Origin of the sequence: Cryobacterium sp. M96, assembly GCF_002929845.1 — a bacterium.
Lineage (GTDB): Bacteria > Actinomycetota > Actinomycetes > Actinomycetales > Microbacteriaceae > Cryobacterium > Cryobacterium sandaracinum.
In genome coordinates this window covers 25,733-51,130 of sequence record NZ_PJJS01000033.1, presented here as the reverse complement: position 1 = coordinate 51,130, position 25,398 = coordinate 25,733, and the positions used below count along the sequence as shown (strand labels likewise).

The 25,398-nt window shown below is 67.5% G+C and carries 23 protein-coding genes; 8 read left to right on the top strand and 15 right to left on the bottom strand.

What is annotated here, in order from left to right:
• Window positions 1-95: 95 nt before the first annotated feature.
• Window positions 96-551 carry a cupin domain-containing protein gene (locus CXY79_RS02935; protein WP_104099666.1) on the bottom strand — a complete coding sequence of 152 codons (456 nt, stop codon included), beginning with the start codon at window positions 549-551 and terminating at the stop codon, window positions 96-98.
• 232 nt (window positions 552-783) lie between these two features.
• On the opposite strand from CXY79_RS02935, the gene CXY79_RS02930 reads away from it, so the two are divergent.
• Window positions 784-1,875, top strand: coding sequence for a TerC family protein (locus tag CXY79_RS02930; protein ID WP_104099665.1), 1,092 nt, complete (start codon window positions 784-786; stop codon window positions 1,873-1,875).
• The gene (locus CXY79_RS02925; RefSeq protein ID WP_134420938.1) at window positions 1,872-2,228 is read left to right on the top strand and encodes a winged helix-turn-helix domain-containing protein; all 357 of its coding nucleotides are present in this window, start codon (window positions 1,872-1,874) and stop codon (window positions 2,226-2,228) included. Before CXY79_RS02930 ends, CXY79_RS02925 begins: the two co-directional genes overlap by 4 nt.
• 13 nt (window positions 2,229-2,241) lie before the next feature.
• On the opposite strand, the gene CXY79_RS02920 is transcribed toward CXY79_RS02925, so the two are convergent.
• The gene (locus CXY79_RS02920; RefSeq protein WP_104099664.1) at window positions 2,242-2,934 is read right to left on the bottom strand and encodes a Pr6Pr family membrane protein; all 693 of its coding nucleotides are present in this window, start codon (window positions 2,932-2,934) and stop codon (window positions 2,242-2,244) included.
• A gap of 168 nt (window positions 2,935-3,102) precedes the next feature.
• On the opposite strand from CXY79_RS02920, the gene CXY79_RS02915 reads away from it, so the two are divergent.
• Entirely contained in the window at window positions 3,103-4,131 is a 1,029-nt protein-coding gene (locus CXY79_RS02915) for a TerC/Alx family metal homeostasis membrane protein (RefSeq protein ID WP_104099663.1), read from the top strand.
• A 60-nt stretch (window positions 4,132-4,191) separates the two neighbouring features.
• Here the strand turns inward: CXY79_RS02915 and CXY79_RS02910 are convergent, their stop codons facing one another.
• The 3 genes from CXY79_RS02910 to CXY79_RS02900 are packed head-to-tail and all read right to left on the bottom strand — an operon-like array spanning window position 4,192 to window position 6,487.
• Entirely contained in the window at window positions 4,192-5,007 is an 816-nt protein-coding gene (locus CXY79_RS02910) for an amino acid ABC transporter ATP-binding protein (protein WP_104099662.1), read from the bottom strand.
• Entirely contained in the window at window positions 4,994-5,662 is a 669-nt protein-coding gene (locus CXY79_RS02905) for an amino acid ABC transporter permease (RefSeq protein WP_104099661.1), read from the bottom strand. Before CXY79_RS02905 ends, CXY79_RS02910 begins: the two co-directional genes overlap by 14 nt.
• 12 nt (window positions 5,663-5,674) lie before the next feature.
• On the bottom strand, window positions 5,675-6,487 hold the full coding sequence (locus tag CXY79_RS02900) for an amino acid ABC transporter substrate-binding protein (protein WP_104099660.1): 813 nt from the start codon (window positions 6,485-6,487) through the stop codon (window positions 5,675-5,677).
• A gap of 258 nt (window positions 6,488-6,745) precedes the next feature.
• Here CXY79_RS02900 and CXY79_RS02895 point away from each other — a divergent pair, with 258 nt between their 5' ends.
• On the top strand, window positions 6,746-7,756 hold the full coding sequence (locus CXY79_RS02895; protein WP_104099659.1) for an ADP-ribosylglycohydrolase family protein: 1,011 nt from the start codon (window positions 6,746-6,748) through the stop codon (window positions 7,754-7,756).
• A 32-nt stretch (window positions 7,757-7,788) separates the two neighbouring features.
• Here CXY79_RS02895 and CXY79_RS02890 read toward each other — a convergent pair whose 3' ends face one another.
• Window positions 7,789-9,954, bottom strand: coding sequence for a RecQ family ATP-dependent DNA helicase (locus CXY79_RS02890; protein WP_104099658.1), 2,166 nt, complete (start codon window positions 9,952-9,954; stop codon window positions 7,789-7,791).
• A 135-nt stretch (window positions 9,955-10,089) separates the two neighbouring features.
• On the bottom strand, window positions 10,090-10,569 hold the full coding sequence (locus tag CXY79_RS02885) for a PPOX class F420-dependent oxidoreductase (protein WP_104099657.1): 480 nt from the start codon (window positions 10,567-10,569) through the stop codon (window positions 10,090-10,092).
• An 81-nt stretch (window positions 10,570-10,650) separates the two neighbouring features.
• Between CXY79_RS02885 and CXY79_RS02880 the strand changes: the two genes are divergently transcribed.
• Window positions 10,651-11,373, top strand: coding sequence for a hypothetical protein (locus CXY79_RS02880; RefSeq protein WP_104099656.1), 723 nt, complete (start codon window positions 10,651-10,653; stop codon window positions 11,371-11,373).
• Between the two features lie 60 nt (window positions 11,374-11,433).
• On the opposite strand, the gene CXY79_RS02875 is transcribed toward CXY79_RS02880, so the two are convergent.
• Genes CXY79_RS02875 through CXY79_RS02860 form a run of 4 tightly spaced genes read right to left on the bottom strand, consistent with a single transcriptional unit; the run spans window position 11,434 to window position 16,593 of the window.
• Entirely contained in the window at window positions 11,434-12,225 is a 792-nt protein-coding gene (locus CXY79_RS02875) for a DUF6671 family protein (protein WP_146068077.1), read from the bottom strand.
• A gap of 47 nt (window positions 12,226-12,272) precedes the next feature.
• The gene (locus tag CXY79_RS02870) at window positions 12,273-12,590 is read right to left on the bottom strand and encodes a DUF190 domain-containing protein (RefSeq protein ID WP_104099654.1); all 318 of its coding nucleotides are present in this window, start codon (window positions 12,588-12,590) and stop codon (window positions 12,273-12,275) included.
• Window positions 12,587-15,070 carry a DUF2309 domain-containing protein gene (locus CXY79_RS02865; RefSeq protein WP_104099653.1) on the bottom strand — a complete coding sequence of 828 codons (2,484 nt, stop codon included), beginning with the start codon at window positions 15,068-15,070 and terminating at the stop codon, window positions 12,587-12,589. The genes CXY79_RS02870 and CXY79_RS02865 overlap by 4 nt, the downstream gene beginning before the upstream one ends.
• Window positions 15,067-16,593 (bottom strand): proton-conducting transporter membrane subunit, encoded by a 1,527-nt coding sequence (locus CXY79_RS02860; RefSeq protein WP_146068076.1) that lies wholly within the window; start codon window positions 16,591-16,593, stop codon window positions 15,067-15,069. Before CXY79_RS02860 ends, CXY79_RS02865 begins: the two co-directional genes overlap by 4 nt.
• 106 nt (window positions 16,594-16,699) lie before the next feature.
• Here CXY79_RS02860 and CXY79_RS02855 point away from each other — a divergent pair, with 106 nt between their 5' ends.
• Window positions 16,700-17,008, top strand: a complete 309-nt coding sequence (locus CXY79_RS02855) for a winged helix-turn-helix domain-containing protein (RefSeq protein ID WP_104099651.1) — start codon at window positions 16,700-16,702, stop codon at window positions 17,006-17,008.
• 28 nt (window positions 17,009-17,036) lie between these two features.
• Here CXY79_RS02855 and CXY79_RS02850 read toward each other — a convergent pair whose 3' ends face one another.
• Entirely contained in the window at window positions 17,037-20,216 is a 3,180-nt protein-coding gene (locus CXY79_RS02850) for a beta-phosphoglucomutase family hydrolase (RefSeq protein ID WP_104099650.1), read from the bottom strand.
• Window positions 20,217-20,302: 86 nt separating this feature from the next.
• On the opposite strand from CXY79_RS02850, the gene CXY79_RS02845 reads away from it, so the two are divergent.
• Window positions 20,303-21,577, top strand: coding sequence for a M18 family aminopeptidase (locus CXY79_RS02845; protein WP_104099649.1), 1,275 nt, complete (start codon window positions 20,303-20,305; stop codon window positions 21,575-21,577).
• Between the two features lie 55 nt (window positions 21,578-21,632).
• Here CXY79_RS02845 and CXY79_RS02840 read toward each other — a convergent pair whose 3' ends face one another.
• From CXY79_RS02840 to CXY79_RS02830, 3 genes are all read right to left on the bottom strand, one after another.
• Window positions 21,633-21,836, bottom strand: a complete 204-nt coding sequence (locus CXY79_RS02840; RefSeq protein ID WP_104099648.1) for a hypothetical protein — start codon at window positions 21,834-21,836, stop codon at window positions 21,633-21,635.
• A gap of 71 nt (window positions 21,837-21,907) precedes the next feature.
• The gene (locus CXY79_RS02835) at window positions 21,908-22,639 is read right to left on the bottom strand and encodes an SGNH/GDSL hydrolase family protein (protein ID WP_104099647.1); all 732 of its coding nucleotides are present in this window, start codon (window positions 22,637-22,639) and stop codon (window positions 21,908-21,910) included.
• Between the two features lie 9 nt (window positions 22,640-22,648).
• Window positions 22,649-23,551 (bottom strand): oxygenase MpaB family protein, encoded by a 903-nt coding sequence (locus tag CXY79_RS02830; protein WP_104099646.1) that lies wholly within the window; start codon window positions 23,549-23,551, stop codon window positions 22,649-22,651.
• A gap of 75 nt (window positions 23,552-23,626) precedes the next feature.
• On the opposite strand from CXY79_RS02830, the gene CXY79_RS02825 reads away from it, so the two are divergent.
• Complete coding sequence (locus tag CXY79_RS02825) at window positions 23,627-25,090, top strand: cryptochrome/photolyase family protein (protein WP_104099645.1); 1,464 nt, start codon at window positions 23,627-23,629, stop codon at window positions 25,088-25,090.
• Window positions 25,091-25,398: the final 308 nt, after the last annotated feature.

Genomic DNA, 25,398 nt, shown 5'->3' with positions numbered 1-25,398 from the left:
CAGGAAGCGGCGTGCGGCCGTTAAGGCGCTCCGAAACACCCACAGATGAAGCAGGAGAGCCAAAATCTCCGTCGAATTCGTTAGGCCGCACTCAGCTAGTTGGTGTCGGCGGACCGCGCCCTCGTCGAGGGGCGCTTTGCCGCCGGCTTGCGTGGTGTCTTCGCGGCGGGCTTGGCGGCCGTCTTCGACGTCGGCTTTGCCGTAGCCTGCGTGGCGGACGGCTTCGCCTGGCGTGAATTCTGCTTCGGCTTCGGCTCCGTGAGCCGCAGCACCTTGCCGCCCGTGTTGAGCACATTGTGCCGCGCGCCGGCCGGCACGACCATGGCGGAGTTCTTCCTGATCTTCGTCTTGGTGCCGTCGATCCAGATCTCGCCCTTGCCCTTCTCCACCCGAAAGTACTGGTCTCGATCCGGGTGCACCTCTTCCCCGATGTCCTCGCCCGGCTCCAGCGCCATCACGACCAGCTGCAGCCCCCGGGCGGTGTACAGCACCTGGCGGAAATTCGAGTTGCGGATGGCCGCGTCCTCGATCTTGTCGACAAAACCCGTCATGGGATCCTCCGTTGTTCCAGTGCGCGGTAGTCGCGGCGGCGGAAGTGCTCAACCGCCGCAGTCAACCCCGCTGTTTGCGCCAAAGGGTGAAGTATGCTTCACTTATTTTCGGAGGGGAGTAATCCCCAGCGTGTGGTCGTCATTACGGTTCCGTCATCGGAGCCCGGCCACAGGGACCCGATCCGGGTTGGACCAGACCTCCAGTCGAAGCAGTGACTGGAAGGCATTCCCCATGGACGTTCCCCTCTACGCCTGGCTGGCGGTGTTCGGCATCATCGCCGTCATGCTCGCCGTCGACCTGTTCGCCCATCGCAAGGCCCATGTGATCGGAGTGCGCGAAGCCGCGATCTGGTCCGTGATCTGGGTGCTCATCGGCATCTCCTTCGGCGTCGTGATCTGGGTGACGGCCGGGGCCGAGTTCGGGCAGCAGTACTACGCGGGCTACCTGATCGAGAAGTCCCTCGCGGTCGACAACGTCTTCGTCTGGGCGATCATCTTCGCCGCTTTCGCGGTGCCGCGCCAGTACCAGCACCGGGTGCTGTTCCTCGGCGTTCTCGGTGCGCTCGTGCTGCGCGGCATCTTCATCGCCGCGGGCGCCGTGTTGATCGAGAACTTCTCCTGGATTCTCTACGTGTTCGCTGCGTTCCTGATCTTCACGGGCTACCGCATGATCCGCACCCGCAACGAGCACGCGCACCCCGAGAAATCCCAAGTGTTGCGCCTCTTCCGCCGCTTCATCCCGATGACCGAGACGTTCCACGGCCAGCGCTTACTCGTGCGCAAGAACGGCATTCTGCTCGCCACACCGCTGCTGGCGGTTCTCGTGCTCGTCGAGGTGACGGATGTCGTGTTCGCCGTGGACTCCATCCCGGCCATCTTCGCGGTCACCAGTGAACCGTTCATCGTCTTCACCGCCAACGCCTTTGCAATCCTCGGCCTCCGGGCGATGTACTTCCTGCTCGCCGACCTCATGCACCGATTCGTCTACCTGAAGATTGGTCTCTCGCTGGTGCTGATCTGGGTGGGCGTCAAGATGCTGCTGCTCGACGTCTTCTACATCCCGACGACCGTTTCCCTATCTGTGATCGCGCTGATCATCGCGGTGTCGGTCATGCTCAGCCTCCGGGCCACGCGGGGCCAGGGGCGGCGCGAGTTCGAGGCCGCTCCCGTCGGCTCGTTCCGCGAGGCCACCCCTGAGGAACTCGCCCAGATGGAGCCGGTCTGGCGCCGATCGGCCCGCACGCCCGAGCAGAAGGCACAGAATGCCGAGCAGAAGGCCGAACAGAAGGCTGAGCAGAAGAAGGTGAACGAGACCCTCCGATGACCGAGATGCTGCCCGAACCGCCGCCCGTTCCGCCGCCTGGACCGACGGATGCCCCCGGCAAGCCGTGGACGTTCCTCACCCACCACGCGCACCTGCTCCTGGCTATCGCGGGGAACCCCGATGCGCGGGTGCAGGAGCTCGCCGACACGGTAGGGGTGTCAACCCGGGCGGCGCTGAGCATCATGGCGGACCTGGTCACGGCCGGCTACATCCGCCGCGAACGGGTGGGGCGGCGCAATCACTACAGCATCGAGCGGAACCGGCCGTTCCGGCATCCGTCGACCGCGGCGCACAGCGTCGACGAGATGATCGCCGCGTTCAGCACATTCGCGCCGCCAACGCGATCGATCTGACCGCGACAGCGGATCAGGCCACAGGTTCGGTCGTCAAAACCTGTGGCCGGAGGCGGCTCGCGGCGATTGCGGCCGCGGCGAGACCGGTGATGAAGGTCGCGATGCCGAGCACGTAGAAGATCACGGTCACGTAGCCGCCCGGCTGGGCCGGTTCGAGGAAGGGATAGGTGTAGAAGCCGGTCAGGGTGCCCCGCACCACGGCGTAAGCCACCCAAGCCAGCGGGTAGATCAGGGCAACACCGAGGCGCTTCCAGGCCAGGGCCGGGCGCCCCGGCGAGAGGATCCAGTCCAGCGCGATGAAGATCGGCGCCCAGACGTGCAACACCTCGTTGGGCCAGCCGACACCGATGAAGCCATCGGAGACGACGTTGCGCAGCAGCGCGTTGTAGACGACCCCGGTGACGACCGCGTAGGTGAGTACCGACATTCGCACCACGGTGAGGAGTTGGGAATCCGTGCTTCGGCGAAGGGCGAGGGAACCTCCCACGAGCAGCACGACCACGTTCATCAGGCTCGACTGGATGGTGAAGTAGCCGAAATACTCGGTCGCCACGAAGGCGTCGTTCCAGAGCTGGTCGGTGATCTGCGTAATGATGCTCGCGAGGAGTAGCAGTCCCATGCCGATCCGCAGCAGACCGGAAAGCTGCCGGAAGGTGGAGGGCGATGCTGAGTCGGAGCCCACCGGAGAGATCGCTGTTGAAGTCACTGGAAAAGAATAGTGCGGACGAGCTGGGGATTTAGCAAGGCAGGCCGCTTGCCCGGAAGGGGGTCAGCAGCAGAGGCAGGATACTGTTGACGTTCATGCTTATTTAGTTCCTCTTATGAGTAGGCTCACGCTGAAATTCTCGCTGAGGACACGACAGGAAGGTCACAGTTGCTGGAAGTAACTGCGCTCCGCTGGACGCTCACCATCGCCGTCATTCTGGGTCTGCTCGCGTTGGACCTGGGTTTGGCCATCGCCCGGCCGCACGTCGTCAAGTTTCGGGAGGCCGCACTCTCGTCGGTGCTGTACATCGCGGTCGCGATCCTGTTTGGCCTCGTTTTCGCGGCGCAGGTGGGCTGGGGGTTCGGCGCGGAATACTTCGCCGGGTACATCGTTGAGAAGAGCCTGTCCATCGACAACCTCTTCGTCTTCGTGATCATCATGTCGACCTTCGCGGTCCCGGAAAAATACCAGCAGAAAGTTCTCATCTTCGGGATCCTGCTGGCACTCATTCTGCGGGCGATCTTCATTGCACTGGGTTCCGCCCTGCTTTCGCTGTTCTCATTCATGTTCCTGATCTTCGGTCTGGTGCTGATCTTCACAGCCGTACAGCTCTTCCGGCACCGTAACGTCGACCCTGACGTGCAAGACAACGTACTGGTCCGGGTGGCCCGTCGGGGCCTGACCGTTACCGACGACTATGTCGACGGTCGAATGTTCACACGGAGCGCCGGCCGCCGCGCGGTGACACCGCTGTTTATCGTGCTGATAGCGATCGGCAGCACCGATCTCCTGTTCGCACTCGATTCGATCCCGGCGATCTTCGGAATCACCGATGAGGCGTACATCGTCTTCACCGCCAACGCCTTCGCGCTGCTCGGGCTCCGGGCGCTCTTCTTCCTCGTCAAGGGGCTCCTCGACCGGCTGGTCTACCTGTCGACCGGCCTGTCCCTCATCCTGGCCTTCATCGGTGTGAAACTCGTTCTGCATTGGGCACACGGCCTTGATGGCCGAGTGCCGGAGATCAGCACGAATCTCAGCCTGATCGTCATCGGTGTGGTCTTGACCGTGACCACGGTCGCCAGCCTGATCAAGACACGCCAGGATCCCACGGTGCGAGCTCATGCCGGCTCACTCCGGGCAGCGGATCATTCCGAGACTGAACCAGCGGATCAGCCCGACTCCGGGCACAAGAGTTGACGGGCAGGTGAGGGGCTGAGCCGCTGCCCGGCGAGGTCGGCCCCACGCCTGGATGTGCACCTAGAAGGGGAACAGCAGCCGGTGCAGGAACTGCCGGGTGCGTTCCTCCTTCGGGTGGCGCAGCAGCTGATTCGGGTCGCCATGCTCGACGATCCGGCCACCGTCGACGAAGGCCACCTCGGTGGCTACCTCGCGCGCGAATTCGAGTTCGTGGGTCACGATCACCATGCTCCAGCCCTCCACCGCCAGTTCCTTGATCAGGCGCAGAACATCGCCCACGAGTTCCGGGTCGAGGGATGACGTGGGCTCGTCGAAGAGCAGCAGCTGCGGGCGCAGGGCGAGCGCGCGCACGATGCCCACACGCTGCTGCTGGCCGCCGGAGAGCTCGAACGGGTAGCTGTCCTTCTTGGCGCTGAGGCCCACGCGGTCGAGCAACGCGAGCGCCTCCGCTTCGACCTCCGCCTTCGGGCGGCGCTGCACCACCACGGGCCCCTCCAGCACGTTCTCCAGTACGGTCTTGTGCGGGAACAGGTTGTAGTGCTGGAAGACCATGGCCGACCGGTCGCGCAGAGCCGCACGCTGACTCTTCCCCGGAATGGCTGCGAAGTCGACCGACAGTTCGTCGGCCACGTCGATCGTTCCGCCGTTGGCCAGTTCCAGGCCGTTCAGGCAGCGCAGGATGGTGGTCTTGCCGGAACCGGAGGGTCCGATCAGGGCGAGCACGTGGCCGCGACCCACCGTAAGGTCGATGGATTGCAACACCTGGTTGGCGCCGAAACTCTTCTGGAGCCCGCGCACGCGGAGCAGGGCGTCGGAGGTCGCCGCGGCATCCGGGGCCGTCGGTTCGGTCGGATCAATCGGATCAGTGGGGGACATAGCGGTCCAATCGCTTCTCGAGAACGCTCTGCACCGAGGACAGGCCCAGGCAGATCACCCAGTAGACCAGGGCGGCTTCGAGGTAGAGCAGCATGAATTCCTGGCTGAAGGCGGCCACCTGCTGTGCTTCGCGGAACAGCTCCGTGACCAGGATCAGCGAGGCGAGGGAGGTGTCCTTGACCAGGCTGATGAAGGTGTTCGACAGGGGCGGAACCGAGACACGGGCGGCCTGTGGCAGGATGATCCGGGTCAGCGCGCGACGGTGCGACATGCCGATCATGTAGGCCGCCTCCCATTGTCCCTTGGGCACCGAGAGGATGGCAGCCCGAATCACTTCGGCGGCGTAGCCGCCGACGTTGAGCGAGAACGCCATCACAGCGCTCGGCCACGGATCGATCAGGATGCCCAGCGACGGCAGGCCGTAGAAGATCACGAACAACTGGACCAACAGTGGGGTACCGCGCACGATCGAGATGTAGACCCGGGCGATGCCGGACACCCACCGGCGCCGGGAGAGGCGCATCAACGCCAGCCCGAGCGCGAGCGCCAGACCGATCGTGAACGAGGCGAGCGCCAGCGGGATGGTTCCGAGAATCGCCCCCTGCACGATGGGACCGAGCGAGGTCCAGAACAGGTCCCAGGCGGATTGGTTCATGGCTGGACGGGGTTACTGGGAAACGTCGGACCCGAAGTACTTCTCCGAGATCGACGTCAGGGTGCCGGCGGCGGCGAGCTTCTCGAGGGCCGCGTCGACGGCATCCGTCAGCTCCGTGCTTCCCTTGACGAAAGCGAACGAGGTCGCGGACTCCTCGTCGGTGTTCGCGGCGACCTTGAGCCCGGTGGCGCCGGTCTGCTTCTGGTAGTCGAGGAAGGTAAGATTGTCGTTCACGGTCGCGTCGACGCGGCCCTGTTCGACCAGGGCGACCGACTGGGCCCAGCCCTCGACGGCCTGCACACGTGCGCCGCTCTCGGTGGCGAGGGTGTTCCAGTTGCTGGTGAGCGACTGGGCCGTGGTCTTGCCGGCCAGGGTCTCGAAGGAGGTGATCGAGGTGTTATCGCTCTTGACCACGATCACGCCGGTCGAGAACGTGTAGGGGGTCGAGAAGTTGTACTTGGCGACGCGTTCCGGGGTGGCCGTGACCTGGTTGGCGATGACGTCGAAGCGGCCGGCCTCGAGGCCGGCGAAGATGCCATCCCACTGGGTTTCCTCGAACTTGGCCGTGACTCCGAGCTCGGCTGCGACGGCCTCGATGATCTCGACGTCGTAGCCGGTCAGTGCGCCGGAGCCACCCTCGTGGAAAGTGAACGGGCGGTACGTGCCCTCAGTGCCGATGGTGAGCACGCCCGCGTCTATGACGGAGGACAGCGAGGTGTCGGCGCCGGTCGTGGTTGCGTCGTCGGTGTCGGTGCTCGCGGAGCAGCCGGCCAGCGACACGGTGAGCGCTGTGAGTAGTACCGCCGACAGGATCTTGAGCTTCATTTTTCTGGCCTAACCGAGGTTGCAGGTGCGTATTCATCGCCGAAAAGCGATGTCTGAAGACTAACAAGGAGTGCGCCCCGGTAAGTATTCCCGTGACGCGCCGCGTCACACACCGGTTAGGCCCCGGTCAATGGCCTTGCCGGGGATTTTGGGCCGGAATAGGCTGCGCTCATCCCGTGCACCCGACGTTCGTTCTCGGATGTGCAGGTACTCCGGTCCTTACCCGACCCGAATCGGCCCGACCCGAAGGAGCCTGCAATGAAGCTGACTGCCGACCAACACGACCGATCAGCAGCGGTGCTGCTGGGCATGGCCTGCGGGGACGCGCTCGGGGCCGGCTACGAGTTTGCCGGGCCGCTACCGGAAACCACCCCGGTCAGCATGCGCGGCGGCGGCGGCTTCCACTGGGTACCCGGCGAGTGGACCGACTACACGGCCATGGCGGTGCCGCTCGCGATCGCCGCGGCGGAGGGCGGGGATCTCAGAGACGACTCGGTCCTCGACATCGTCGTGGCCCACTGGGTGGCTTGGGCGAAATCGGCACCGTACGCGGGCGTGCAGTTGGGGGCGGTGCTCTCGGGCAGCGAGCCGAACGCCGACTCCGTGCGTCGCGGGGCGAGGGAGCAGCATGATCGCAACGGGCGCAGCGCCGGCAACGGATCGCTCCTGAGAACCGCGCCGGTGGCGCTGGCGTTCCTCGGCGATCCGGTCGCCCTGGCCGAGGCCGCGCGCCTGGTCAGCGAGCTGACGCACCGTGAAACCGAGGCAGGCGATGCCTGCGTGCTGTTCGGGCTCGCTTTGCGGCACGCCGTGCTCGAGGGCGAACTCGACATTCGGGTGGGCCTGTCCGCCCTGACGAGCGAGCGCCGCGCGGACTGGTCGACCCGGTTCGACGATGCCGAGCGTGAACGGCCCGCGGATTTCCCGGGTAACGGCTGGGTCGTGCAGACCCTGCAGGCTGCCTGGTCGGCGATCACGTACGCCCGGGGAACGGATGCCGGCCAGGTGCGTCGCGCCATCGAAGTCGCGGCGCGCGGCGGCGGCGACACCGACGCCGTAGCAGGTGTCGCTGGCGCGCTGACCGCCGCCCGCTGGGGGCTGGAAGCTGTGCCAACAACCTGGCGCCACCTGGTGCAGGGCTGGCCGGGGCTGCGCGGCGTTGACCTGGTGCGCCTGTCCATGCAGTCAGCCCACTGCGGAACGGTCGGGGGAGTCCGGGCCGACGAGGTCGGCTTGCAGCGCACGGTCAAGCTGCGCGCGCTGCGTTGACGTCAGGGCGAAAGCTTCAGTTCTCCGGCAACTCAGGACTTCAACGCCAACGCGAACGGCAGCACGGCCGCCACCCCCTGGCGACGCAGTAGGCGGCCCGCAACCGTGAGCGTCCAGCGGCTGTCGGCGAGGTCATCGACGAGCAGGATCGGTCGGCCCTGCACCGTGTCGAGGGCCGCGGCCAGCTTCGGTCCCACCGCGAAACGGTCCCAGACGTTGGAGAGCCGGTAGGCGCTGTTGCCGCCCGCCGTGCCGGTGGGGCCGCCGTTCACGAGGTCGAGCGAGCCGAGCCAGGGCAGGCGGCCGGCCTCGGCGAACGCCCGAGCCACCGATCCGACCAGCAACGGATGCCGCCGCGAGGGCACGCTCACCACCGCGGCCGGCCGTTCGTCCCAGCCCCACTCCACCAGCACGCGGATGCAGGCCTGGATCAGGGCTGGGCTCGCCGGGGCATCCGTGGACGGCGCGTCGGAGGACTGGGTGGCGAACAGGTCGCGTAGCGGGCCGCCCCAGCCCAGATCGGTGAGGCGGGCGAGGGCGCGGCCGGGCAGCATCCGTTCGCCGGTCGGGATGTTGCCGCGCACGTTCACGCCCAGGCTCGCCACCCCGGTGGGCCACTGCGCGCGCGGCTCGAGAGCCACGCCGACCCGGTCGAGGGCTCGGGCGGCGGCCGAGGTCATCTCGGGCCGCACGTCGCCGGGGAACCAGGCCGTGGTGCAGTTGTCGCAGCGGCCGCAGGCCACCGCGGTGTCGTCGTCGAGCGCGCGCTGCAAGAATTCCATCCGGCAGCCGGTGGTGCGCTCGTAGTCGAGCATCGCCTGCTGCTCGCTCACCCGGGCGGCGGCGATGCGTTCGTAGCGTTCCCGGTCGTAGAACCAGGGCCGGCCGGTGGACACCCAGCCGCCGGTGACGCGGCGCACGGCGCCGTCGACGTCGAGCACCTTCAGCAGCAGCTCGAGCGGGCTGCGCTTGAGGTCGACGCGGGCCTCGAGCGCCGGTGTGGACAGCGGGGCAAATCCGTGCTCCGTGAGCGCCCCGATCACGGCTTCCGCCTTGTGCTGGCTGGGCATCGAGGAGGTGGCGAAGTACTGCCAGATGTCTTCGTCTTCGACTCCGGGCAGCAGCAGCACGTCGGCGTTCTCGGTGGCGCGGCCGGCGCGGCCGACCTGCTGGTAGTAGGCCACGGGGGAGGAGGGGGCACCCAGGTGCAACACGAAGCCGAGGTCGGGCTTGTCGAACCCCATGCCCAGGGCGCTGGTGGCGACGAGGGCCTTGACCTTGTTGCGCTTGAGCATGCCCTCGGACTCCTCCCGCTCCGCGGTGTCGGTCTGCCCGGTATAGGCGCGCACCGGGTGCCCGGCCTCCCGCAGCAGACGTGCGGTGTCTTCCGCCGCCGAGACGGTGAGGGTGTAGATGATGCCGCTACCGGGCAGCTCGTCGATGTGGCTGAGCAGCCAGGCCAGCCGGGTGCGCGAGTCGGGCAGGCGCAGTACGCCGAGGCGCAGGGATGCCCGGGCGAGCGGGCCGCGGATGGTGACCACCTCAGCGCTTGCCACGCCGGTTGCGCCGTTCGCGACCGTCGCGCCGGTCGAGACCAGCTGTGCCGCGACATCCGTCACCACGCGGCTGTTCGCCGTGGCCGTGGTCGCCAGCACCGGCACCCCGGCGGGCATCTGGGCGATCAGGTCGCGCAGACGCCGATAGTCGGGCCGGAAATCGTGGCCCCAGTCGGAGATGCAGTGGGCCTCGTCGACGACGAGCAGGCCCACCCGGGCGAGGAGCGCGGGGAGCTGCTCGTCGCGGAACTTCGGGTTGTTGAGTCGCTCCGGCGACACCAGCAGCACATCGACCTCGTCGTCGATCAGCTGCTGCTGCACCTCTGCCCACTCGTGCGGGTTGGAGGAGTTGATCGACACGGCGCGCACCCCGGCCCGGGCTGCCGCGGCCACCTGGTCGCGCATCAGGGCGAGCAGCGGCGACACCAGGATGGTGGGGCCGGCTCCCTGGCGGCGCAGCAGCAGCGTGGCGACGAAGTAGACGGCCGACTTGCCCCACCCGGTGCGTTGCACGACCAGGGCCCGTCGGCGCTGGTCGACGAGGGTCTCGATCGCCTCGAACTGTCCCTCGTGGAAGTCGGCGTCGTCACGCCCGACCAGGTTGCGCAGAATCTCGAGGGCGGCGGCGCGGGTGTCGGTCATCCGTCCAGCTTCGCAGATGCTGGTGACAGCGCGCCGGGCGCCAGGCCTCGCGGCGCAGGTTATGGAAGCGGGCGCACGGACGAACGTGCGCCTGCTTCCCCAGGGTGCGCCGCGACGCCGATCCTGCGAGCGCGGCTACAGTGCGTCGAGCCGGGCGGCGACGTCGGCCGGGAAGCCGCCCGTGCCGATCGGGCTCCACCGGCTGGGGGTGATGCGGATCAGGGACTTGTCCTGAAGCGCCATCGCCGCCCGGTACTCGGCCCAGTCGGAGTGCTCGCCGGAGATGCAGCGGAAGTACTCGACCAGCCCGTCGCCGGCCTCGGGCATGTGCAGCACCTCGGCGTCGCCGTCGACCTGGATCCAGCCGCCGTCCCAGTCTTCCGAGAGCACCAGTACGGAGGCAAGCACATTTCGCTCTGCGTCGCGGGTTTTCGCCCGGGCAGGATAGGAGGAGATCACGATTCGGCCGGAGGGGTCGACCCCTCCGGTCACGGGCGAGATCTGCGGGCGGCCGTCGGTGCGGGTGGTGGCCAGCAGCATCCGGTGCCTCGGGCGCACGAAAGCGAGCATCTCGGCGAGGTCGACTGTGGTGGTGGTTGCAATGTCTCTGGCCATGATCCAAGGCTACGGCAGAGCGGATGCCCGACACGATCGGTCGCATCAGGCTCCGCGGCCACACCTCGCTATGCTCGCACCGTGAAGGTCGTCCAGGAACTCGAAACACGCATGCACCCCGACTCCGTCGCCGGGTTCCGCCTGGTGCTCGCGGAGGCACGGGTGACCGACTCCATTCTGCTGCCGGTGCGGGCGATGGAGCGCATGGTGGCGCCCGTGCAGTGGATGCTGCGCCGCGTCGGTGAGCACGGTATCCGTCTGACCCAGGCCGGCTACCTCCCGCCCGCGGTGGTCGTGGAAGCCTCGACCCAGCTCGACTGGGGCTGGCCCGTCACGGCCAGCCGGGAGAGCCACTTCCTGCCTCTGCTGGAGTTGCGCGCACACCTGCGCAGCGTGGGCCTGCTCCGAGTGAGCAAGGGGATGCTGCTGCAGACGAGTCGCGGCCGGGCGCTCGTCGAGGCGCCGCGCGATCTGTGGTGGCATCTGGCCAGAACCGCGCACCAGAGCCGCGACCCGGCCGAGTCCGACGCCACCAGGCTGCTGCTCCTACTCATCGCGCGGCGGGGTTTTGACGAGGCCGAGCTGTTCAAACAGCTGCTGGCCCTCAGTTTGGAGACCATCGGTTGGGTGCGGGCCGACGGTGCCCCGCTCTCCAGTGACGCGGCGTTCAACCTGGTGCTGCCGAAGTGGCGCTTGCTGCGCCGACTCGGTGTGTTCGATGCCGGCACCAGCAGTTACACGCGCTGGATCGTCACGCCCGGTGGGGCCGCGTTCGCCCGGGCGGCCCTGCAGTCCGAGGTCTGAGGCGCGCCGCGGACCACCATGCATGAGGCCGACGGGGAGCACGAATAACGCCTGACCTCACTACGGGTTGCAATAGTCGCACCATTGCGGGTCGGCGGTGGCCTGGCCACGCGGTATCCGGGTCCTGTGGGTACAGCGTCCGCAGCCGTGGAGGTCCGCGGCGATCAATGCGGTCGCTGATCTACAGTCGGAACAGGGAACGCCGCGTTCGATGTCTACCTGACCGAACCCAGGTGCTTGACACAGGGAGCAGGGTGTAGCGAGGCGACGAGCCATCTGATAACTCAGCCTGCGAATCGTCTCTGCCCGCGCTGGCGATTTGTGCGCTCGGTAGTCCGGCAGAATCGTGACGGTGGACTGGTCCGTCAGAAGCATGTCGACGGTTTCCTCGAGGTCGCTGAGTTGCGTGAAGTTCTTGTAGACAGTCAGGTGATTATCGTTTGTGCTCTGCACGATCACTCCCTGTTCGGGGAATCCCGCGGCTGACGCGAACGCGAGAGCGCTGTCGGTGTTGTCGACGCGTCTGCCTCCAGGCAGCGCGGAGATATTCACGGCGCCCTCGACGAGTTCCAACCCCAGGGTTTTGTCGATGAACAGGAGAATCTCCATGTTTTCAACGAGAGGACCGAATCCGGAGCTGAAGCTGCCTTCGGAGGCAAGTCCAAGAGTGGTGCCGGCGATCTGCATACCCAGTCGCGCTTTGGCGCGGGCTGCCGAGCGGGGGCTGAGGGTGCGTGGGATATCGCCGGCGAAGGTCCCGAACTGGTCAGTGTTCAGGCCCCCCGCAGCGCTGACTGTCGCGCCGAGAATGTCGTGGAATGCCTGTTGGGCGAGGTGCTCCTTGCCGTGCATGGTGGCGAAGGTGATCAGGCGCCCAGCATAGTAGGCGTGGGAGGAAGTCATTGGAAGTAGTCGGGCCTTGAGACGTAGGTCTCGGCGACGAACATGACGCCGCTGGAGGTGTTCAGCAGCTCGCGCACGGCGTTGATGAGTTCGTCGGCTTTGTCGGGGGGCAACACGGTGATGAGCATGGTGAGGGTGTCGTACTCGTTGAAGAGCAGGGATCCAGAGTGTTGTCCGTGGTGTCCGATGCCGGAGACACCGGAGACGGAGGTGTACCCGGTGGCGCCGGCGGAGGAAACCAGCTCGCGGATGGCGGGGGCGTCGCGCGCAGGCACGACGATCTCCAGTCGGGTCATCTTGGTGAGATTGTTCATGTGTGTGGTCCTTCCATCGGGGTGGCAGTGGCGGCGGGAGTAGCGGTTGCGGTCGCTGTGAAGCCGTAGGCGGTATAGCGGTGCCAGAGGGCAGCGGGGTGATCTCGTGCGGTGAGGGTGATCCAGTCATTGTCGAAAAGATCTCGCAGGACTTGGTTGCGCGAGATGATCTCTCCGATGCGGGCCAGCGGTGCTTCGACAACGACGGTGAGGCGCATCGGCTCATGGAACAGCTCCGTGCCCAGACCCACGGATTGCCACGGCAGGCCGCGGCGGAGGTCGCCGCTGTGGCCCGAGATCACGCCGAGTGTGCCGATGGCGTTGTGGATGGTTTTCGTTCCTGCGCCGAGAGTGTCGGGGTTCAGGGCTGTGAAGTAGTACTGGTGGTTGATCCACTGCGCCACGACAAGGGGGGCGGTCATGATCGTCTCCAGGGCGGCCCCGGTGGGATCCAGTTCGGTGCGGTAGGAGTGCAGGAACACCCGCCGGCCCAAATCAACGTTCCTGGTTATATCGCGGGGTCCGATGATCATGGTGGCGTTTCCCGCCAACCCGAGCTCTGGATACACCTCAGCCCAGTCGTGGGCACGTCCGCGCAGTCGTGCGGGGGAATGCCGGGGTGATGCTCCCGGTAGGTGCCGGGCGCGTTCGGTCACCAATTTGTCCGCAACGGTGCGCTGAAGCTGCTCGAAGCGGTCTGCCGAACTCGTGTGGCTGTCGGGGATCAGGTGGCGGTCGAGCACGGTGACCATGTCGCTGACGGTGTTGTGTTCGGCGGCCACGAAGAACGTGTCGAAGGGAATCGGCAGCCCGCGGTCGGCGAGCAGCAGTCGCACCTCGGGGTCGTTGAAGATGGCGGCGGCGGCGCGGGCGTTGGCGTGCCCCGGATTACCGCCGCACGCGCCGCAGTCCAGTGCGGACTGGTAGAGGTTGTTCTCCGATTCGGAGCCGTGACCTGCCAAAACGACCAGCGGGGCGAACTGGGACAGGCCCATCATCCGCAAGGCCGTTTCGGCCAACGTGGCACGCTCGTCCAGCGTGAACGCGTCCGCGATCGTCACGTCACTGCGCAGGTCCCGGGGCGAGAGGGAGAGGGCGCGCACGATCCGTGCGTGGATGCGCGGGGTGAGGGTGCGCAGGATGCTGATGCCGCCGTAGAACCATCCTGCCGTTTCCGCGAACGCGAACGGTGTCGCCGCTGTCGAGTCCGCCGTATGCACGGCATGCCGCAGGGCGTCTCGGAATTTTCCAGCGGCAACGACTCTGTGTGCTTGTTCGTGGTCGACGGGGATCTCGGTGATGTGGTGGCGCGCGCTCAGCAGTGCCGGGAGCGAGTCGATTGCTCCGCGCGCCTGGTAGTGGGCGAACCGGATGGGGACGCCGAAGAAGCCGGCGAAACCGAACGTCTCGACGGAGGAGCTTTCTTCGAGGTGGCGGCGCAACCCCTCGGACCGGGGGTCGATGCACATCACCAACTGCACGTTGCGGCCGTCCCGGGTCTCGACGGTGGAGCGGAGTGCCCCGATCAGGGCGGTGCGGTAGTTCAGTTCGTAGGCTTTCTGCCAGGTGTACCGCTGGTCGGTTATCGGATGAGTGGACAGAACCCGAGCGACCGCGGCGACGTCCTCGCGGCTCGGCCGTGCGGCGGTGAGCGCCTGCGCAACTCGTTCGGCCCGCAACCAGAACGGTGCCGAGGTCAGCGTGGTCTGGTCGCGCTGTGCCGTCTGTGTTGTCTGGTCGGCTGCTGGGGTAATTCCGAGCGCAACCTGGACCGTGAATCGGACGGCCAGGTACGAGGTCAGGTCGATGTCGCCGACCTTCTCGGCCCGCCATTTGATGTGCCCGACCCACCCGGGCAGGTGCCCGAGTGCGGTCCGAAGGGCACGTGGGACGTCGGCCGCCGTGATGCCGAGGCGTTGCAGGGCGTGCGCCAGCGCCGCGTCCGGTTCGGGCGAAAGTGTGGTGAGGGTGCGCCGAACCGTGCGGGGGAGGGACGGATCGAGGCAGGCCAGGGTTCGCCAGGCCCGGTAGAACCCGTCGGCATGGTGTGGCATGGGCCACGCCGGGTCCGGGCACAGATAGCCGGCAACCCAGACGGCCAGGTATTCATCGAGCCACGTCAGCTCCGCCACCGCAACCGGTTCGGGGGCAGGTGCGGCTGCGACCAGGCGCATATCGAGTTCGGCAACCCGGACCGCGGACACGGCTGCGGTGCCGATCCGCAAGCGTCGGTCGGCCAGCTGGGGGATACGTTCGAGGAGTGCTGCGTCGATGTCATCACGGGTGATTCGACCGCGCTGATAGTCAGCCAGGTAGGCGCTCCCGGAGCGGGTGGTTGCCGCCTCCGCGGTTGTTTCGGTCTCGAATGGGTAAGATTCGCGGCCGGCTAGCGGGTTCACGGCGATGAAGGAGTCCAACGGCCAGGCCGGAACGATGTCGTGGGCGGCGGCAGCGACCTGCGCGCGTAGGATCAGACTCACAGGGGTGCTCCAGTTCTGATGGGGTTACGGGGCAGGGAGACGGCAAGTGCGGACGTGTAGACACGATCGCGCAGCCAGACCGCACCGGTGCTGCTTCGAGCCAGCAGCTCGACGACGATCAGGCCGACCGCGGGCAGAACGAGCAGCCAGCCAGGGGCCCCCTGGACCGGCACCCCGGGTTCCAGTGCTCCCGTGAACAGGTGCAGGAAGGCTACGTAGCCGATTCCGACGGCCGCCGTCACCGTGGTGCCGACCACCATCGTGCGGATCGAGAAGTGGGTTGCCAGTGCCACGGCCAGGGTGACGCCGGCGGTCAGGGCGACGAACGCCAACAGGCCGATGCTGGAGGGCGACACGGCGGGGGAGAGCACCAGTTTGGCTGCCACGAGTACGGCAACCGTTACGGTCACGGAGATGGCCACCGCAAGGCCCGCCACCAGGCGCGACGGGGCTGTGCGGGTGGGAAGGTCGCGGTCGGTGGCGTGCTGTCGCACTCCGGTTCCCGCGCCGAGGAAGAGTGTCGATTTGTACAGGGAGTGGGCAACCAGGTGGAAGATTGCAGCCGCGAACAGGCCCAACCCGCAAGCCATGATCATGAACCCCATCTGCGCCATCGTGGAGAATACCAGTCGGCCCTTCACGTCCGGGCGTGCCAGGCGCACCGCCGACGCGAACACCAGGGTGGCCGCGCCCACCACGCAGACGACGATCATCACGGACCGGTGAGGGGCGATCGCCGGCGCGAACCGCAGAAGCAGGATGGCGCCCGCGTTGACCACCCCGGCATGCAACAGCGCAGAGACCGGTGTCGGGGCGCCGAGAGTGAACGGCAACCAGCCCTGGAATGGGATCTGGCTGGATCGGGCCAGGGCGGCGAGGACCAACATTACCGCGAGGGTGAGCTGGGCCGGCGCGCTCAGGCCGGACGCACCGGCGCCGAGCTGATCGAAGGACACGTCCCCGCCGGCACCAACGAGCAGCACTGCCACCGCGAGGAGGAACGCGGTGTCGGCGGCACCAAAGCGAACCGCGGTGCGCCACACACCCTCCCGCGCCTGTGCCAGCGGCCAGTAGGTGGCCAGAAGCAGCACAAGTGCGGCGCCGGCGCCGACCCAGGCGCACGCGAACAGGGCCACGGACCCTGCACACACCATCAGCACGGTGAACCCGGTGAGCAGGTTCGCGGTCACCACGAACCAGACCTGACGAGGATCCCCGCGCAGGTAGCGCACGGCGAACCCCTGAATGAGGGAGGACAGCCCCAGAACGAGCATCGACATGATCAGTGCCAGGGCATCGAGTTGCAGGCTTGTCTCCCCGAAGCCCACCTGGATTGAACCCGTCCACAGGGTCGACAGGGCAATGGCGACGGCTGCCGTAAAGACGAACCCCAGACCGACGACCGCCGCGGCAATGCGAGCGACCAGATCACCGCTCCGGCCGAAACGCCCGGCGATCGCTGAGGCGAGCACGGCAACCCACGGCCCCGCCAGGACCATTGCCACCGTCGCATTCTCGTTCAAAGCTGCTCCTTCTCTCACGATTCATAAAACACGAAAAACATAGCACGCATCGAGTGTCGGGATTCACGTGTGAGGAAACAATGGTCAGTTGGGTGAGAATAGGAGAATGGCGCAGTGGACGTTTTTAACCAATCACGCGCACGTGCTGTTGTGCGTGGCGGAGAACCCGAATGTGCGATTGCGCGACGTCGCGGCCCAGGTGGGCATCACGGAGCGGGCGGCTCAACGCATCGTCACCGAACTCGAAGACGCCGGTTATCTCGAGCGCGAACGGGAGGGACGGCGCAACATCTATCGCCTCAACACGGGAATGCCGCTTCGCCACCCTCTGGATCGTGGTCACCGCATCGGGGAATTGCTGGCCGCCTTCGCCAACCCCGAGGCTGCCCCGAGCGGCCTTGGCCCACAGGGATAGTGGTTTCAGGAGTCCGGGACAACCGACGCTAACCGAGCGGGAAATCGCGGGTCTCGCCGGGCGCAAGCACGGCCTCTTTGCCCTCGACCCGTACCCGGATCGGAGCGGCGCCGCCTGCCCGCAGCTGCAGGCGCACGTTGCCGGGAGTCAGCTTCAGCCGGATCGGCTGTTCCCGGTAGTTGATGGCGAAGGTGACCTCCGCGAGCTCCTTCGGCAGCACGGGATGCAGCCAGAGCATGTTCTCCCGGATCTCCAGCCCGGTGTAGCAGCGCACGACCATGTCGATCGATCCGGCCATCGCGCCGAGGTGGATGCCCTCGTGGGTGGAGCCGCCGAGGATGTCGCCAAGGTCGCTGTCGAGGGCCCGGGTCAGATAGTCCCACGACCGTTCCCGGTCGCGCCGGGCGTCCAGCCAGGAGTGCACCACGTTGCTGAGCGTGGAGCCGTGCGTGGAGCGTGCCGAGTAGAACTCGACCGTTCGCACAATCGCCTCCGGCGGCAGTTCGTAGCCCATGGTCTCAAGCAGTTCGCGCAGCTCCTCGGCGGAGAGCAGGTAGAGCAGCATGAGCACATCGGCCTGCTTGGAGAGCCGGTAGTTGTTCGTGCTGTCGCCCTCGGCGTTGAGGATCAAGTCGAGGCGGGCGATCGAGGGATACCGGGCCCGGTAGGCGTCCCAGTCGAACTCGGGCAGGCCCTCGTAGCCCTCGAACTGGCTGATCACGCCGTCGGCGTGGAACGGCACCCGCAGCCGCAGGCTGATCCGGGCCCAGTGGTCGACCTCGTCCGGCCGCAGTCGCAGCCGGTTCCAGAGGGGCCCGCAGTACCGGTTCTGCAACAGAGCCACGGTGTCGACCGCGCGGTGCAGTACCCACGCGGTCATCACGTTCGTGTACGCGTTGTTGCGGAGGCCGTGGCCCGACGCCCCGGGGTAACCGTCGTGGAACTCGTCCGGCCCCATCACCCCGTTAATGTCGTAGCGGTCGTCCACCTCGTCGTAGCGGGCCAGGCTGGCGAAGAAACGAGCCACTTCGAGCAGCATTTCGGCACCCTGCTGAATCAGGAATTCGGTGTTGCCGGTGGACTGGTAATACTCCCAGACGCTGTAGGCCACGGCGAGGCCCACATGCCGCTGGTTCTGGGAATTGTCGGGCATCCACTGCTGGTTCAGCGGGTTGAAGAGGTTCGTCGGGGTCTCCTCACGCCCGTCGATGCCGCTCTGCCAGGGGAACATCGCGCCCTCGCGGCCGATGCCCCGTGCGGCCGCGCGGGCCTCGCCCAGGCGCCGGTACCGGTAGCCGAGCAGGGCGCGGCTCAGGTCGGGGCGGCGCAGGGTGAGAATCGGGTAGACGAACAGCTCGTCCCAGAAGACGTGCCCGCGGTACCCCTCGCCGTGCAGCCCTCGGGCCGGCATGCTCGCGTCGAGGTCGGCGTCGACGGCCGCCACCGTCTGCAGCACGTGGAAGGTGTTCAGGTTGAGCGCGAGCGACTGGTGATCGCTCGCGCGCATGCCCACCGCGAACTCGTCCCAGAGCACCTGCCAGGCCCGTTCGTGCGCCTCCAACAGGTCCGCCGGGTGCGGCAGGCGCCGCAACCAGATGGCCACCGCCCGGGCCGGCGAGGCGATGGCCCGGTCGCGGGAGGTGGTGACGACGACCGTCTTCTCCACCCTGACCGGATGCCCCGGCTCCAGATCCAGGGTGAACTCGTGCGCCACCCAGCCGGCGTCGTCGGTGAGCAGGTGCCGCGGGGGCTCGACCGGCTGCTCGTCCCTCCGCACCCGGGTGCGGGCCGCCAGGGCGATGTGGATGCCGGACTGCGTAGTCTCCATCTCGAGCAGCACGGTCTCGGCGTCGATTTGCGTGCCGGTGTGGGGAATCAGGTGAGCGTTGGTGAGAAGCCGGTCGGCGGCAACATTGCGGTTGAAGACCCGGCCCTCGAGGGCCGAGCGCACGGTCACCGGGCCGGTCCAGTCCTCCGCCTCGAACGTGGTGTCGAGCACGGCCACATGCGGGGCGGCCTGGGACACGAACCGCCGGGAGGTCACCCGGGTGGTGCGCCCCGCCTCGTCGCGCAAACGGATGACCCGGGTCAGCACGCCGCGCCGCAGGTCCAGCTCCTGCAGATAGGTGACCAGCTCGGTGTGGCCGACGTCGAACCAGTCCCCGTCGGCCACCCTGAATCCCAGCGGCAGCCAGTTGGGGGCGTTGACCAGGTGCTCGTCTTCGACGGTGCGCTCGCCGAGGGTCGTCTGCACCCGGTTGTAGACGCCGGCGAGGTAGGTTCCGGGGTAGTGCACGCCGTCGTCGGTGGACTCGGCCGCCGCGCCGCGAGTGCCCCAGTAGCCGTTTCCAAGTGTGCAGAGCGCCTCCCGCAGCCCCTCGGTCGCGGGGTCATAGCCGATGTAGCGCAGCAACCACGGGTCGCTGCCGGTCTCGCCTCCGGCCCAGCCGCGGTTCTTCCCGGTCAGAGCGGGGTCCAGGCCGGCCAGGTCCAGGTCGGCGAGGTCGGTGAGCACGAGATCGGCGCCGGCCGAGCGCAGCCGGCTGTCGCCCGTACGCTCCATGCCGATGACCAGGGCGAATCCGCCGCGCGCCGCGGCCTGCACCCCGGCCTCGGAGTCTTCGACGACCACTGTGCGGTCCGGCGTCACGTGCAGTCGCCGGGCCGCCTCGAGGAACAGGGCCGGGTCGGGTTTGCCGGCCAGGCGCATCCGCACGGCGTCGGTGCCGTCGACCGTGACGTCGAACAGGCCCGTAAGGCGCGCCGCGGTCAGCACGGCGGCGCTGTTGCGGCTCGCTGTCACGAGGGCCACCGGCAGCCCCTGCTCTTTCAACCGGCGCAGCAGCTCCAGCGTGCCGGGGAACGCCTGCACGCCGCCGACGGCGAGCTCGCGGGTGAACAGCTCCTGCTTGCGGCCGGCGAGAGCGTCGATGGTCGCCCGGCCATGCGTCGGTTCGATCCCGCGCGAGGCCAGGAACGCACGGATGCCGTCCTCCCGCGCCCGCCCGTCGACGTACCGCCGGTAGTCGCTCTCGATTTCGAACGAAGGCACCGGCGACTTCGTCAGCCCCGGCAGTGCCTCGTCGAACAGGGCCTTCCACGCCCGGGCGTGCACGGCGGCCGTGTCGGTGACCACGCCGTCGAGGTCGAAGATCACGGCGTCGAAGGCGGCGCGGGCCGGGTGCGGCGGCTGGCTCGGCTGGTTCATGGGCGCTCCTCTGGGCCGTGAATGCCTGGCCGTGACTGCTCGGCCCTGAATGTGGACATAGTACGCAGGGTGGTTGGATATGACCCATGACATCCACACCGGACTACATCGACGATTTCGCCGAGTTCATCACCGCCTCCCCGTCGTCGTACCACGCTGCCGCGGAGGTTGCCCGCCGCTTGGACACCGCCGGCTTCGACCGGGTGAGCGAAACCGAGGAGTGGTCCGGTGCGCCCGGACGGCGCTACCTCGTGCGCGACGGCGCGGTCGTCGCCTGGGTGCAGCCGGACGGGGCCGGCCCGACGACACCGTTTCGCATTCTGGGGGCGCACACCGATTCGCCCGGTTTCAAGCTGAAGCCGAAGCCGACCATCGGCGCCCACGGCTGGCTGCAGGCCGGGGTCGAGGTCTACGGCGGTCCTCTGCTCAACTCCTGGCTCGACCGCGAACTCGAACTCGCCGGCCGCCTCACCACCATCGACGGCACCGAACACCTCGTGCGCACGGGCCCGTTCTGCCGCATCCCGCAGCTGGCCATCCACCTGGACCGGGACGCCAACGCCGGCCTCACTCTCGACCGTCAGCGGCACCTGACCCCGGTGTTCGGGGTGGGGGAAACGAGTCAGGCCGACCTGGTCGGGCATCTGGCGGGCCTGGCCGGGCTGGCGGGAGAGGAGGTCGCCGGCTACGACATCCTCACGGCCGACACGGCCAATCCGGCCCGGTTCGGCCTCGGCCGCGAACTCTTCGCCGCGGGGCGCATGGACAATCTCTCCTCGGTGCACGCCGGCCTGGTCGCCCTGATCGGAGCCCCTGCACCGGCCGGTCAGATCCTGGTGCTCGCGGCCTTCGATCACGAGGAACTCGGTTCCGAGACCCGAACGGGTGCGAGCGGGCCGCTGCTGGGCGACATCCTGACCCGGATCGGGGCAGGACTCGGGGCATCCGTCAGTGATCGCCTGCGCGCCTACGCCGGCTCGTGGTGCGTGTCGGCCGACGCGGGTCACTCGGTGCACCCGAACTACCCGGAGAAGCACGACCCGGCGAACATGGTCGTCGCCGGGGGCGGACCGCTGCTGAAAATCAACGCCACCCAGCGCTACGCGACGGATGCGGCGGGTGCGGCCCTCTGGGCCCGAACCTGCGCGCAGGCCGGCGTGGAATACCAGGAATTCGTGTCGAACAACACGGTGCCGTGCGGCTCCACAATCGGCCCGCTGACCGCCACGCGGCTCGGCATCCGCACGGTCGACGTGGGTATCCCGCTGCTCTCGATGCATTCCGCCCGCGAATTGTGCCACGTGAGCGACCCGGTCGCTCTCCGGAAGGCGATCGGCGCGTTCTTCGCCTCGGAGGTCTAACGGCAGGCCGCGCATGGCTGGCCAGCGACGAACTCGTTCGGGGTGCCGCGGGGCGTCACAGCGCGTAAGCCGACTGGCGGACCCCATGCACGGGATGCCCGGAGCGGGACTCCACGAGGTCCTTGTCATCGGCGAGTTCGCAGTCGCCCTCGTGCACGATCACCGGCCAGACGATGCGCCGGTCGGTTCCGACTTGGGCTGTGCCGCCGATCCCGCACTCCCGGCAGTGGACGGTGAGTACCCAGTCGTTTTGTCTCATGCTTGGAGGTTTCCTCACAGAGAGGAAATCATCAAGGGGGTGTACTTTCACCCCGCGATATGCAAAACAGTTCAGCGTATGCTGATGTGGCCCAGAAGGTGCTCGGCAATCGCTCGGTAGCCTGCGTCATTGGGGTGGAAACGATCGCTCGTGCCGCCGAAGACATCCCGTCCGGCGGGGCCGCGATTGGCCTCGATCAGATAGAGGTCGTAGAGGCTGACGAAGGCGCCGCCTTCTCGGGCGCACTCGTGGTCGATGATGTCGTTGTACGCGTCGGTCTCATCCGCGCTGCCCCAGGTGCCAACGCAGACGAGGGGGACGCCCGGAGATTCGGTGTGCACGCGGTCCAGGAGTGACCGGTAGCTGAGCGCGAACTCGTCGGGCGCGGTCTGGTCAAGCACGTCGTTGGTGCCCAGCTCGACCACGGCCAGGTCGAGGTTCTCCGGCACATCGACCAGCCTGGATACCGTGCGGGTGGTGGCACCGGCCCGATTCTTGTGGAATTCCTGAACCGGGCCGCCCTCTGCGAGCGCATCGACCATCAGCGGACGGAAGCCCAGGTCTTGCAGTTCCGCGTTGAGGCCGTAGCTGATCGAATCGCCCACGAACAGCACGCGCAGGGGGCGGTCAGTGGGGCGGGTCACCTGCACGTCCCCGTCGGTCTCCGAGAGGTCGGGGTTGACGGCTGCGAAGATTCCCAGTGAGGTCAGAACGAGGGCAGCCAGCCCGATCACCAGCAGTCGGAAGGGGAAGCGGCGAGTGCGAGTCGCGCCCGTACGCGAGAGGTCAGGGCGCGGAGGCATCCGTGCAGTCTAGGCGGGGTTCTCGGCGGAGAGACGCGCGATACGGGCCCGGGCGGCATCCTCTGAGGTCGACGACCGGCCAAGGAGCAGGCGCACCAGGCGGAGAACGGCTCCGGTGCCCCAGATCACCGGGAGCAGGGAGCGCCGCAGGCCGAGCAGCTCGCGGTATTCGCGGGGGATCGAGGCGACGGCGCCGGCGAACATGACCCGGTAGAAGGGCATCATGGCGGGCCGGAGCGGAGGATTGCGAATGAAGCGCACCGCCTCGGCCACGCGTTCGTCGCTCTTGAGGATGCCGGCATCCTTGAACGCATCCAGCTGTGCCTGCAGTTCGGACGCGGAGCGCGGCGGATTGTGCACGCCGACGAGTTCTCCGGCCTTGGCCCATTCGCGCACGTAGCTATCGGCCCCGCCGGGGATAGGGTCGCCCCAGAGTGTGTGCGAGGCCAGGAAGGCGTCGGTGAAAACGATGTGCACCCAGGCGAGCAGTTCGGGGTCCCCGGCGGCATAGGGGCGCTCGATACCGTGGGCGTCGCGGTAGGTGCCGGTGACCCGGTCGTGGAAGCGCCCAACGCGGGACGACTCGTGCTCGGCCAGGGTCGTGTCGGCGAAGGTCACGGTGACGAGCCACTGAATGGTGCCGGAGAGCCGTCCGAGCGGGTCTTCCCGATAGCGCGACCAATCGTGCACGCCGGCCATCGCGCCGGGATGAAGGGTCTGCATGAGCAGGGCACGGATGCCGGCGACCATCGTCGCCATCCCACCATGCACGGCCCAGGAGGCGGAGCCCGGACCGAAGAAGCCGATATCGTCGCCCTGTTCGATTTTTTCGACCCACTGCGGGCGACCAGACCCGTTCCCCGAAAAGGTCACCAGAAGATGCGACCGCCAACTGTCCACGAACCTGCCCATGGTCCGAGGCTAACCCGTCGCGGCTGGGCATCGGCCTCGAACCTTGCGTGCGGCAAAGCATCTAAACTCGAAGCCATGGCAGTGCCTCGCTTTCTGTTCGCCGACCAGCTCGGCCCGCATTTCGACGACGGCGGACCGATCCTGATGGTGGAGTCCGTCGGCGTTCTCGGTCGGCGCCCCTACCATCGCGCCAAGGCGCACCTCATTCTCAGCGCCCTCAGGCACCGGGCCAGGGAGCTCGGTGATCGGGTCGAGTACCTGCGCGCCGAGCACTACCGGGATGTGCTGGCCGGCCGGGACCTTGAGGTGGTCAACCCCACCTCGTGGGGTTCCCGCGCGCTGGTTCACGAGCTCGGCGCGCGGGTGCTGCCCAGCCGCGGCTTCGTGACCAGTGAGGCCGACTTCGCCGTCTGGGCCGCGGGGAGACCGCCGTCCCGGCTGATCATGGATCAGTTCTATCGCCGTGCACGCACGGAAACCGGGCTGCTCATGCGCGGGCCCGATCCCGAGGGCGGCCGGTTCAACTTCGACCACGACAACCGTCAGCCGCCGCCGAAGGGAGCGGTGGGCCTGGGGCTGCCGGACCCCTTCCATCCGGTGGAGGACGACATCGACGAGCAGGTGCGCGCCGACCTCGACCGGTGGCAGGCCGAGGGGCGCATTCGACTGATCGGCGAGGACGGACCCCGCCGGTTCGCCGCCACCCGGGCGGAAGCGCTTGTGGCGCTCGCCGATTTCGTCGAGACGCGTTTGAGCGACTTCGGCCCCTTCGAGGATGCCTCGCTGCTCGGGGATGAGACGATGGCCCACGCCAGGCTGAGCGTTCCCCTTAATTTGGGGCTGCTGCATCCGCGGGAGGTGATCGACGCCGTAGTCGCCGCGTACGAGACCGGGGGAGCCCCACTGCAGAGCGTGGAGGCCGTGGTGCGCCAAATCATGGGCTGGCGGGACTGGGTCTGGCACCTGTACTGGCACCTGGGTGAGGACTACGTGCGGCGCAGCAACCACCTCGAGGCGCGGGTGGCCCTGCCGCGGGAGTTCCTTGAGCTCGATGGCAGTTCCGTGCGGGCGAAGTGCCTCAGCCATGTGCTCGACGAGGTGCGCCGCACGGGCTATGCGCACCACATTCAGCGGCTGATGGTGCTCGGCAACTGGGCGCTGCAGCGCGGTTACCAACCGGCCGAGCTCACCGAGTGGTTCACGAACTCCTTCGTCGACGGCGCCCCATGGGTGATGCCCGCCAATGTGGTCGGGATGTCCCAGCACGCCGACGGCGGGATCGTCGCCACGAAGCCGTATGCCTCCGGGGGCGCCTACATCTCGAAGATGAGCGACTTCTGTGGCGCGTGCACGTTCAACCCGAAGAAACGCCTGGGCGAGGACGCATGCCCGTTCACCGCCGGGTACTGGGCCTTCCTCGACCGGGTGGAGCCACGCATCCGGGGCAATCACCGTATGGCGCAACCGCTCGCCGGACTGCGCCGCCTGGTCGACCGGGAAGAGGTCGTCGAGCAGGAGCGTGCACGCACCGAGTGGTGAGCGTCGCCCGCGGGGCGCCTCGTGAGTCCGTCGCGGCCCGTAGGTCAACCACGACACCGTTAGAGTCAAACTTCTCAGCAGGTGACCTGTAACCCGAGCAGCCCTCGACTTCCCCTGAGCGAGCTGCCGCGCAAGTGTGTGGTGCTGTAGGTCAGTCAGAGCTTGAGTCCAGGCACAGGGCGGCGCGGGTCGTGGAAGCCGGCGCAGGATCCAACCTGCGCCGACCTTATAAGGTGCGCCGCGAGGCGTGCAGGGGTCTGGCCGCGGATGGCAGGCGGGAGGGAGACCTCGGGAGCGCGTCATCGGGA